11 protein-coding genes are annotated in these 11,028 nt (G+C 59.5%); 5 read left to right on the top strand and 6 right to left on the bottom strand.

The window, feature by feature from the left end:
* Positions 1-1,402 (top strand): RHS repeat domain-containing protein (locus tag BFW87_RS22830; protein WP_139372474.1); only part of this gene is annotated, 1,402 nt, incomplete at its 5' end.
* Entirely contained in the window at positions 1,402-1,818 is a 417-nt protein-coding gene (locus BFW87_RS22825) for a hypothetical protein (RefSeq protein ID WP_078741977.1), read from the top strand. The genes BFW87_RS22830 and BFW87_RS22825, both read left to right, overlap by 1 nt.
* A 117-nt stretch (positions 1,819-1,935) precedes the next feature.
* Here BFW87_RS22825 and BFW87_RS22820 read toward each other — a convergent pair whose 3' ends face one another.
* From BFW87_RS22820 to BFW87_RS22800, 5 genes are all read right to left on the bottom strand, one after another.
* Positions 1,936-3,165, bottom strand: coding sequence for a M20/M25/M40 family metallo-hydrolase (locus BFW87_RS22820; protein ID WP_078741976.1), 1,230 nt, complete (start codon positions 3,163-3,165; stop codon positions 1,936-1,938).
* A gap of 46 nt (positions 3,166-3,211) precedes the next feature.
* The gene (locus BFW87_RS22815; protein WP_078741975.1) at positions 3,212-4,270 is read right to left on the bottom strand and encodes a diguanylate cyclase; all 1,059 of its coding nucleotides are present in this window, start codon (positions 4,268-4,270) and stop codon (positions 3,212-3,214) included.
* Between the two features lie 77 nt (positions 4,271-4,347).
* The gene (locus BFW87_RS22810) at positions 4,348-4,980 is read right to left on the bottom strand and encodes a LysE family translocator (protein ID WP_078741974.1); all 633 of its coding nucleotides are present in this window, start codon (positions 4,978-4,980) and stop codon (positions 4,348-4,350) included.
* 71 nt (positions 4,981-5,051) lie between these two features.
* Positions 5,052-5,921 (bottom strand): sugar phosphate isomerase/epimerase family protein, encoded by an 870-nt coding sequence (locus BFW87_RS22805; RefSeq protein WP_078741973.1) that lies wholly within the window; start codon positions 5,919-5,921, stop codon positions 5,052-5,054.
* Positions 5,922-5,948: 27 nt separating this feature from the next.
* Entirely contained in the window at positions 5,949-6,113 is a 165-nt protein-coding gene (locus BFW87_RS22800) for a rubredoxin (protein ID WP_016968943.1), read from the bottom strand.
* Positions 6,114-6,272: 159 nt separating this feature from the next.
* Between BFW87_RS22800 and BFW87_RS22795 the strand changes: the two genes are divergently transcribed.
* Entirely contained in the window at positions 6,273-7,685 is a 1,413-nt protein-coding gene (locus BFW87_RS22795; RefSeq protein WP_078741972.1) for a PLP-dependent aminotransferase family protein, read from the top strand.
* On the opposite strand, the gene BFW87_RS22790 is transcribed toward BFW87_RS22795, so the two are convergent.
* Positions 7,663-8,742 carry a sigma-54 interaction domain-containing protein gene (locus BFW87_RS22790; RefSeq protein WP_078741971.1) on the bottom strand — a complete coding sequence of 360 codons (1,080 nt, stop codon included), beginning with the start codon at positions 8,740-8,742 and terminating at the stop codon, positions 7,663-7,665. The genes BFW87_RS22795 and BFW87_RS22790 overlap by 23 nt on opposite strands.
* Before the next feature lie 255 nt (positions 8,743-8,997).
* On the opposite strand from BFW87_RS22790, the gene BFW87_RS22785 reads away from it, so the two are divergent.
* Complete coding sequence (locus BFW87_RS22785) at positions 8,998-9,738, top strand: response regulator (protein WP_078741970.1); 741 nt, start codon at positions 8,998-9,000, stop codon at positions 9,736-9,738.
* Positions 9,735-11,028: ATP-binding protein (locus BFW87_RS22780; protein WP_078741969.1), on the top strand; the 1,294-nt coding region annotated here is incomplete at its 3' end. The genes BFW87_RS22785 and BFW87_RS22780, both read left to right, overlap by 4 nt.

The following is an 11,028-nucleotide window of genomic DNA, read 5'->3' as shown; positions in this document are numbered from 1 at the left end:
CAGCCGCATCCACGACACCCGAAAAGGCGAACACAATTACCAGTACGACCCCCTCGCCCGCCTGACCCGCGTCGATCACTCAAACGACGAACAAGAACGCTTCGGCCATGACCCCGCGGGCAACCTGCTGATGCAGGACCGCCCCGGTCCGGACATCGTGGCCGGTAACCGGTTGGCGATACAGGGCGATCATAATTACGACTACGACGCCTTTGGCAATCTGATCCGGGAACGGCGTGGGCGTGAACATCGGTTAGTCACCGAGTATCGCTACGACTGCCAGCATCGGCTAATTGGCATCACCCAACCTAATGGTCAAACCGCCAGCTATTGCTATGACCCGTTTGGCCGCCGCATCAGCAAAACCGTTGCCGACATAACCACAGAGTTCTTCTGGCAAGGCGACAAGCTGATCGCCGAACACCACGCGGATCGCCACCGCAGCTATATCTACGAACCCGACAGCTTCCGCCCGTTGGTCCTGCTGGAAGGCTTCGGCCCAAAAGAAACCAAGCCCTACCACTACCAACTCGACCACCTCGGCACCCCGCAGGAACTCACCGCCTCAGATGGCGAAATCGTCTGGTCTGCACACTACAAGGCCTACGGCAAAATCAGCCGCCTGGACGTAGGCAAAATCGACAATCCGCTGCGCTTCCAAGGTCAGTACTTCGATCAGGAAAGCGGCCTGCACTACAACCGGCATCGCTACTACAATCCTGATGTTGGTCGCTATCTGACGCCGGACCCGGTGAAGCTGGCGGGTGGGATCAATACGTACCAGTACGTGCCCAATCCGACGGGGTGGGTGGATCCGCTAGGCTTAAGCCCATGTCCAGGTGGGGAAGGTTGTAAACCCGCTACAGGGTTCGAAAATCCGATCAGAAAAGCGAGTGTTGATGAGCAACAGCCAGCAGTACCGCAACCGTCACGCAAACATCGACAGGCACGAATAGATGAGCTAGCTGAGGCAAACGCCAAACGGCGCGTACTCGAAATAGAAGACAGGTATGACATGCATACTGTCGCCAAACACGGCCCAGAAATCACCGATCCGGATCTGAAACAACGGGCAATTGATGGAACAGATCCGGCCACTGGATCGCGAAGGCCAGATGCGAGGGGAAACTTAAGCTCTCAGTTTCATAGTTGGCGCATGCAACTGAGCGCCTTGAACAAGGCCTTGACACGTGATTCGCTTGGGCTAGATCCGTTCAATGGGAGAGACCACAATCAAAACCCCATTCTCAAACTGGAGTTACCTGGCGCAGGGCGGGGATATCGACCTAACAGAGCAGACGCGGCGAACCCTCACCTTAATGAAAACCTAGACGGGTTCGAGGTGAAGTTCGATAGAGTTAGCACCAAGCCATTCACTGCATTCCCCACCGAGAAAAAGTAATGCTGAAAGATCCGTTCTTAAATGAGCCATTCGATCCGAGCCTCAAATGGTTTATAGGAGCATTTGATATTTACGACCGAGAGCACGACCTTGGTAAAGAGCTTGAGAAATACAATCCAAATGAAAAAGTGGATAGAGAAAAACTCATAAAAACTCACGCTTTGAGTGTTCACTGCCTTTCTTACAGGCATAAATACGCTTTAATTGAAGCCCTAAAACACAGCCTGGACAATGAGGCTTATGACTTTCAGGGATTATTCGAAATTGACGAAAACGAAGCAGCCTCCTGGCCAAGAAGGGAATGGTATGAGCTTGAAAGCCCGAGAGATTTTTTAAAAGATGTTTACCACCTCGCTAAAATCATTTGGAAAGACGACCTCCAAAAAGCCAGTCTCGAAGACCAATCTACGTGGTAAGAACACCACCTGCCGCATTGCCCCACCCCTGTGGCGAGCGAGCAAGCTCGCTCGCCACAAGTCACTCGTCGACCTGAAAGGCGTACTCGCCCTCAGCGAACGAGCCACCCACTCAAATCACCGCTTACTCAACTCCACAATCATCCGACTCAACAAATAAACCCGCGGCACCACACTCTCCACCTCCGCATACTCCTCCGGCGTGTGAATATTCCCACCGACAATCCCAAACCCATCCAGAGTCGGTGTCCCTACCCCAGCCGACAAACTCGCATCCGCTGCCCCGCCGCTACCTTCAATCGTCAACGTACGCCCCAACTCTCCATAAATCCCTTGAGCAATCGCCACCAATTTGTCCGACTCCGGCGTCTGCGGCATTGGCGGTAACCCACGCAGCAACGTGGTCTTCACCTCGGTGTCCGGGATCAACTTATTAGCCGACACCCGTGCCAGATCCTTCTCGATCCGGTCAAACTCTTCCGGCAACGCCGCCCGCACATCCGCCTTTGCCGTGGCCTGATCGGGTATGACGTTGGTTCGGTCACCGGCCTTGATGACAGTAAAGTTGATGGTGGTTTTCTTCTCTGCATCACCCAACTTGCCCAGTTGCAAAATCTGGTGCGCCGCTTCCATCGCTGCATTGCGCCCCAATTCCGGAGCAACCCCGGCGTGGGCGGCTTTGCCTTTGACTTCGACCACGGCGGTGGCGCTGCCTTTGCGCCACACCACCAGGCCATCGGCCGGGCGGCCGGGTTCAAGGTTGAGGGTCACGTCATGGCCCTTGGCAGTTTTGCGAATCAGCTCGGAAGCCGCCTCGGAGCCGGTTTCTTCGCTGGCGTCGAGCAGGAAGGTGATTTGTGCATAGTCCTTGAAGCCCTGGTTTTTCAGGACTTTGAGCGCGTAGATGCCGGCGACGATGCCGCCCTTGTCGTCCATCACGCCCGGGCCGTAGGCTCGGCCGTCTTTGATGTGGAACGGGCGTTCGGCGGCCGAACCCTCTTTGAACACGGTGTCCATGTGGGCCATCAGCAGGATTTTGGCTTTGCCGGTGCCCTTGAGGGTGGCAATTACATGGCTGTTGTTGGCGGCCTTGTCCGGCACCAGTTCAATCGAGAAGCCAAGCTGTTTCAGCTCGTCGACGGCGATGTCGCGCACTTGGGTCAGGCCCGGCTCGTAGCCGGAACCGGAGTCGATATTCACCAGGCGCTCCAGCAGTTTCAGGGCCTCGCCCTTATACTGTTCGGCATCTGCCTGGATTTGTTTGTGGGGTTCGGCGCTGTAGGCCGGTACGGCGAAGGACAAGGCCAGGGTGGCGGCCAGGAGGGTGCGTGAGAAGGTGAAGAGCATGAACCGATCCTTGTTTTTGTTGGGAGGGACGCCACACCCTACCCCACTAAACCGACCGTAACCAACTCCCCTGCACCGAGCTGACCCGGTTGCGCCCGCTGCTCTTGGCTTCATACAAGGCAAGGTCTGCGTCGTTGAGCCAACTGGTGGAATCGGCGTGCGTCGGTTGATACGGCGCCAAGCCGATGCTCAAGCTGGCGCGCAGGGTCGGGTCCTGGGCGTAGGCCAGCGCGTTGAAGCGATCGCGCAAGGCATCCATCACTTCGGTGGCGCGGTTGAGCGGCATATCCGGGAGAATCACGCAAAACTCGTCGCCGCCGTAACGCCCGGCAAGGTCGGTGGCGCGCAGGTTCTGGCGCAGCACTTTGCTCAACTGGCGCAGGACGATATCGCCGGTCACATGGCCGTAGGTGTCGTTGATGGTCTTGAAGTGGTCGATGTCGATCAGCGCGATGGCCGCACCGGCCTGGTTACGGCGGCAACGTTGAAACTCGATTTCGAGATGGTCTTTCCAGGCGCCGTGGTTAAGCAGGCCGGACAGGCTGTCAGTGCGGCTCAAGGCCAGCAATTCACGCTTGTGTCGCGCCAGGGTCACAGCCTGGCGGTAGCAGATCCAGCCCAGCGCCAAGGGGTAGAGCATCAGGATCGGCAGGCAGGCATACAGCTGGGTCTGGGTGGTGACGGCAATAAACGCCGGCGCGAATATCAACAGCGAGACGCCGATACCCAGTGCCTGCGCGACCCAACCGGCGAACATGAAGCGCGGGCCGCCAATGGCGACATTATTCATGGTCATCATCGACAGCGTGGTCACACTGGGCAACGGATTGAAATGCATCGCACCGACCCAGAAGCCGCCGCAAAAGGAATCGAACAACAGGTTGCGGCGCTCACTGCGCAAGGCACTCGCGGCACGCAAGGAGGATTGGTAAGCCAGGTGCGGCCAGACAAAGGCGTTGATCAGCATCCAGGCCCACACCCAAAACGATGGATGCAGCGGGTACATCCCGAACACCACACACACGAAGCCGAGCGTCAGCCCCAGGGCGCGCGATTTATACAACCGTGAAGCGAGCGGAAGTCCATTTCCTCCGGCGGCCGTCATGGTGGGGTGTGATCCTGGATGAATGCCTGGAGTCTATCAGGGGAACGGCAAATCGCCACTACCGCTCATAAGACCGCTCAGTGCGAAAAACCCCGCGCCAGCATCACGGCGACACCGAGCAACAATACGGCGGTGATCCGCTGCAACACCACCCGCCGCTTGGGGTTTTCCAGCACGTGTTTGATGCGCTGGCCGAAATAGCAGTACAGGCAGCCACTGGCAAATTGCAGTGTCAGAAAAGTCAGCCCGAGGATGGCGATATCCGCCGCAGAGCTGTGCTCCCCCGCGCCTGCAAATTGCGGGAATACGGCGCTGAACATGATGATGGTCTTGGGGTTGGAAAAGCCGGTCAGCAAACCTTTGCCGAACAGGCTGCGCGAGCCTTCCACGGCACCGGCCTTGCCGATCGACACACCGCTGCTGGTCCACTGCTTGTAGGCCAGGTAAAGAATGTAGGCCACGCCGACAAACTGAATGGTTTGGGTAATCGCGATATTGCCCTTGATCAGCTCCGAAAAGCCCACGGCAAAAATCAGGATTGAAATCAGGTACGACACACTGGCGCCAATCTGCGCGGGAATCGAGCTGCGTAAACCGTCCTTCAGACCCAGGCTCAGCAGTAGCAGCGTCATGGGGCCGGGGCTGAACGTCATGGTGGCGCAAAACAACAGAAAATACAGAAACGAGGACAGGGTTAACGCACTTGTCATGGTCCGGGACCTTGGATAGAGAGAAGCAACAGCAACGGGGCGCACGCGGCAAACGCGCGCCCCGGGGCCCGTCAGGCAACCGCGATTTCGGTCGTCAGGGATTCGCGGTACATCAACGCGAGGTCAGCCAGCGCAGCCTTGGCCGTCTGGTTGCGGGTTTCAAACGCCACCAGGCCTTTCCAGTTGGTTTCGACGATGGCCTGCACCACGTCGGCGTAGTCGCAGTTGCCGTCGTGAATACCGAAGTGCTGGTCTTGCACACCATTGTTGTTGCTGAAAGAAATGCCCTTGATCAAGTGGTGATACTTGCGCACCACTTCAGCCGGGAGGCCGTTCTCGATGTTGGCGTGGCCGGCGTCTAGGAAGAAGTACACATTGCTGTGCGCCTGCAGGCGGTCGAACACAAAGGCGTATTCCGCTTCATGGGTGAAGATGTAGTGGAACGGCCGGTAGTTGACGTAGTTGGACAGGTTTTCCAGGTAGATATCCGTGCCCTTGGCTTCGGCGTAACGCGCCAGTTCCTGCACCGACTTGAGGTAGTGCTCCAGGGCAACCTTCTTGGCCATCAGCACCATTTTCGGCTCGACGATGCAGCCACCGTGGATGATCAACGGCGCGCCCAAACGGCTGGCGATATCGATTTCTTTCTTCACGTAGTCCACCGCTGCGGCACGGAACGCCTCAACGTCACTGCCCAGCGGGGCCTTGAAGTTGCCGTGGAAGACCGGCTTCACGCCCGTCGCCGCGATCTGCTCCTGCAAACTGGCGATGCGCTCTTCGGTCCAGTCATCGACCATTTCACCAAACAGGCTGCCGTCGATGTACCAATGAGTGCAGTCACCTTCGATGGCCGTTTGCAGGCCTTTTTCGGCGCCCAGGTATTTCTGGTGGGCCACGCCGGTACAGAACGGCACAGTGGGGTTGATCAGTTTGCTTTCCATGGAGCGATTCCTTTCGTGGAGGGAGCGTTAAAGTTCGATGGCCATGAAATCAGCCTTGGTCACGCCGCAGTCCGGGCATGTCCAGTCTTCCGGCACCTCTTCCCAAGGGGTGCCTGCCGGGATTCCGTCTTCGGGAATACCCAATTCTTCTACGTACATAAAACCGCAGGGTGCGCACATATAAGTCTTCATAAGAGTGCGAAATCCATTGCTCGCGTGTAAGAAAAGTTCGCCAATTCCTGGCGAGATGGCGCGCAGTCTAGGGGAGTGGCATTGCACAAGGCAGGTAAAGTGGTGCCTAATCCGGCCTAACTTCACCGGTAAAAGCACCGGCAAAGAAGAGGAAGGTTTATGTTTGTATCCGCCATTGCGTTTATGGAAGGCACGCCCAAGGTTCAGCAGATCGTCGAGGCGTTCAGCCAGGCCATCGAAAACGGCGAATGGGCGCCCGGCAGCAAGTTGCCGTCGGTGCGTGAATTGACCCAGACCCTGAGCGTCAGCAAGTTCACCCTCAATGAGGCGCTGGACCGCCTGCGCGGGCGCAACCTGCTGACGTCCAGCCAGGGCCGCGGCTACTTCGTGGCGATGGACACCGCGCGCCCAGCCTCGGTGGCCTGGGTGGATTTGCTGCCCCAGGACCTGCTTAGCGTATTGCGTCGCCCACTGGTCACCGCCAGCGGTGAATTGCGCCCCGGCGGCGGCCACTTGCCGGAAGAATGGCTGAACGGCGAGGCCATCCGCCAAGCCATGCGCGGCGTGGTGCGCGCGCCATCGCTGCGCATCGCAGGGTTGGGCACGCCGGCCGGGCTGCTGCCGTTGCGCCAAGCCCTGCAACAAAAACTGCACAGCGAAGGCCTGTCGGTGCCGGTAGAACAAATCATTACCACCCCCAACACCGTGCAAGGCCTCGACATGTTGATGCGCCTGCTCGCACGCCCGGGCGACACGGTGCTGCTGGACGCGCCGTGCTATTTCAACTTTCACGCCAACCTGGCCCTGCACGGCGTCAAGGTGGTGACCATCCAGCGGCGCCCTGACGGCTTCAACTTCACTGACCTGGAGCACCTGCTGGCCGAGCATCGCCCCAGCCTCTACTTGACCACCAGCGTGCTGCATAACCCCACCGGCCATTCGTTCAGCCCCAGCCAGGCGTTTCGCCTGCTGCAACTGACCCAGCAATACCACTGCCATATCGTCGAGGATGACCTCTACGGCGACCTGCACCCCAACCCGCCGCCGCGCCTGGCCGCCCTCGCCGGGCTGGACCAGGTCACCTACCTGTCGGGCTTCTCGAAAATCCTCAGCGCCAACACCCGCGTCAGCTACGTGGTGGCCGCGCCGCAACTGGCAGCCAACCTGACCAATATGAAGTTGATGAGCGGCGGCGTGACCTCGGAGCTGTTCGAGCAGATCGTCTACCGCATGCTCAGCGAAGGCAGTTACGCCAAGCACCGCAAGCGCATGGTGCAGCGTTTGATGGAGTCTGGCGGGCGCGTTGAACAGTGGCTCAAGCGCTGCGGGTGCGAACTGCCGATGGCGTATGAAGGCGGGATGTTTATCTGGGCGCGCTTGCCGCCCGGGGTGGACGGCGAACTGCTGGCCCAGGAAGCATTGAAACGCAGCATGGTGCTTGCACCCGGTGCGCTGTTTGGTTACGACTTGGCGCACCGCGATTTGATGCGATTCAATGTGGCGCACACGGATGAGCCACGGGCGCAGCGGGTGTTTGAAGCGCTGTTGCTCAAGGCCGTGCGCGGCCCTTGAGCATGCCGTGGTTGACCAGCAAGGTGCGCATGGCGTTACGGGTGATGCCTAACAAGTCCGCCGTACGCAGCTGGTTGAAACCGCAAAACGCAAAGGCCTCGCGCACGATCAAGTCTTCGATATCGTGCAGCAACGTATCCCCCGGCACCTCGAACAACCTCAGCAATTGTTCGCGCATCACCTCTTGCGGGATGCGCGGCGCAGCACTGTTGACGCTGGCATGCATCGCACTGAGCCCGGCGGAAAACTTGAGGTGGTTGGGCATGATCGGCTTGTCACCGGCCACCAGCAGGGCCAGGTGCACGACGTTTTCCAGCTCGCGAATATTGCCCGGCCACGGGTAATCCAGCAGTGCCTGAGTGGCGGATTCCGAGAGCATCGGCTCGGCGATTTTCAGCTTGGCGCTGTACAGCCGGCGAAAATGCTCCACCAGCGGCAGAATATCCAGCGGCCGCTCGCGCAGGGGCAGCACTTGCACCTGCGCGACGTTGATCCGGTAAAACAGATCGAGGCGGAAATTGCCCGCCTCCACCGCCTGTTCCAGGTCAATGTTGGTGGCGGTCACCAGGCGAATATTGATCTTGATCGGCTTGCGCGAGCCCACCCGCACCACTTCCTGCTCCTGCAGCACGCGCAGCAACTTCACCTGTAAAGGCAGAGGCAAGTCGCCGATCTCATCAAGGAACAGCGTGCCGCCGTCAGCCTCTTCAAACCAGCCGCCGCGCCGGCCCACCGCACCGGAAAACGCCCCCGCCTCATGCCCGAAAAACTCGCTTTCGGCCAGGGTTTCACTGATCGCGCCACAGTTCACCGGTACAAACGCACCGGTCCGCCCGCTGGCACTGTGAATGTAACGCGCGACCAACTCCTTGCCGGTGCCGGTCTCGCCATTGATCAACACCGGCGCTTCGCTGGGGCCGACGCGTTTCAAATAGTCGAGCAGTTGCAACGAGCGCGGGTCGGAAAACACCAGGGCCTTGGCGCGGATCGACAACGGGTCTTTTTCGCCCTGGGGCAAAGTCAGGATCGGCGTGGGCTGCCCGTGGGGACGGTTCATGAGCTATTTCCCGGCGGCGAGATAAAGAAGTGAGCGTGACTTTACCCAGCCGTACATATAACTAGAAATATTAAAAATTCATTAGTACATAACCGTTTAGCGGAAATTCTGCGGTGCCGAGGCCTGCCGTCTCGTTAATTTTGCGTCGCCGTGTATCTGCTTATCGCCAGATACACTGCAATACAAAGGGCACAAGGCAAGGGCGTCGGCAGTGGCTAGACTGCGCCCCAACACGTATTTAACGAGGAAGGCAGCATGGATCATGTCGATCACATCCTGATCGTCGATGACGACCGGGAGATCCGCGAACTGGTGGGCAATTACCTGAAAAAGAACGGCATGCGCACCACCGTCGTCGCCGACGGTCGCCAGATGCGCAGCTTCCTCGACACCACCCCCGTGGACCTGATTGTGCTGGACATCATGATGCCCGGCGACGATGGCTTGCAGCTGTGTCGCGAGTTACGGGTAGGCAAACACAAAGCCACGCCGGTGCTGATGCTGACTGCCCGCAACGATGAAACCGACCGCATCATCGGCCTGGAAATGGGCGCCGACGATTACCTGGTCAAACCCTTCGCCGCCCGTGAGCTGCTCGCGCGCATCAACGCCGTGCTGCGCCGCACGCGCATGCTGCCGCCGAACCTGGTGGTCAGCGAAACCGGGCGTTTGATCCGTTTTGGCCGCTGGCGCCTGGACACCACCGCTCGCCACTTGCTGGATGAGGACAACACGCTGGTCGCCTTGAGCGGTGCCGAGTATCGCTTGCTGCGGGTATTCCTCGATCACCCGCAGCGCGTACTGAACCGCGACCAGTTGCTCAACCTGACCCAGGGCCGGGATGCTGATGTGTTTGATCGCTCCATCGACCTGCTCGTGAGCCGCCTGCGCCAACGCCTGCTGGATGATGCCCGTGAACCGGCCTGCATCAAGACCGTGCGCAGCGAAGGCTATGTATTTTCCCTCGCCGTGGAAATCCTCGGGGCCGAACAATGAAAGGGCGCTTCGGTTGGCCGCGCACCCTGGCGTCGCAACTGTCGCTGATCTTTTTGATCAGCCTGGTCTGCGCCCATGGTTTGTCCTTCAGTGCGCAGTTCTACGAACGCTACATCAGCGCGCGCACGACAATGCTCGGCAACCTGGAGAACGATGTGTCCACGTCGGTGGCGATTCTCGACCGTCTGCCGGCCAACGAACGCGCCAGCTGGCTGCCGCGCCTCGACCGCCAGAACTACCGCTACCTGCTCAACGCAGGCGAAACCGGTGAACCGATGAGCAGTGAGGACGTGCCTATGGCTGCCACGTCGATTTCCGACGCGTTGGGCGGACACTACGCGCTGAGCTTTCGCGATATCCCCGGCCTGCAGAAACACTTCCAGGCGCACCTGACGCTGGCCGATGGCAACCCCATTACCGTCGACGTGCGCCCCGCCGCCCTGCCCGTGGCTTATTGGTTGCCGGTGGTGCTGGTGCTGCAACTGGCGCTGTTGCTCGGCTGCACCTGGATTGCCGTGCGCCTGGCCATCCGCCCGCTGACCCGCCTGGCCCGCGCCGTGGAAACCCTCGACCCCAACGCCCACCCTACGCCCCTGGACGAACAAGGCCCCACCGAAGTGGCACACGCCGCGGCGGCGTTTAACCAAATGCAACAGCGCATCGCCGATTACCTCAAGGAACGCATGCAAATTCTTGCGGCGATTTCCCACGACCTGCAAACGCCGATCACCCGCATGAAACTGCGCGCCGAGTTCATGGACGACTGTGCAGAGCGCGACAAACTGTGGAGCGACCTGGGGGAAATGGAACACCTGGTGCGCGAAGGTGTTGCGTATGCGCGCAGCGTGCACGGGGCAGCCGAGGCCAGCCATCGGGTTGATCTGGATGCGTTTCTCGACAGCCTGGTGTTTGACTATCAGGACATGCACAAACGGGTCAGCCTCACTGGAAAAAGCGCGGTGGTGCTGGATACGCGGCCTCACGCTTTGCGCCGGGTGTTGGTGAACCTGGTGGACAACGCCTTGAAATTCGCCGGCAGTGCCGAGCTGGAAGTGGGGTCGACGGCGAATGGGGAGTTATCGATCAAGGTGCTGGACCGGGGCCCCGGGATTGCCGAGGATGAACTGGTGCGGGTGATGCAGCCGTTTTATCGGGTGGAAAGTTCACGCAATCGCGGGACCGGCGGGACGGGGTTGGGGTTGGCGATTGCGCAGCAGTTGGCGGTGGCGGTTGGAGGGTCGTTGACCTTGAGTAATCGCAGCGGCGGGGGGTTGTGTGCGGAGGTTCGGG

This window comes from Pseudomonas fluorescens (genome assembly GCF_002022275.1).
GTDB classification, from domain to species: Bacteria; Pseudomonadota; Gammaproteobacteria; order Pseudomonadales; family Pseudomonadaceae; genus Aquipseudomonas; species Aquipseudomonas fluorescens_AJ.
Note: the sequence above shows the minus strand (reverse complement) of the source record. Positions and strands in the feature narration are given on the sequence as shown.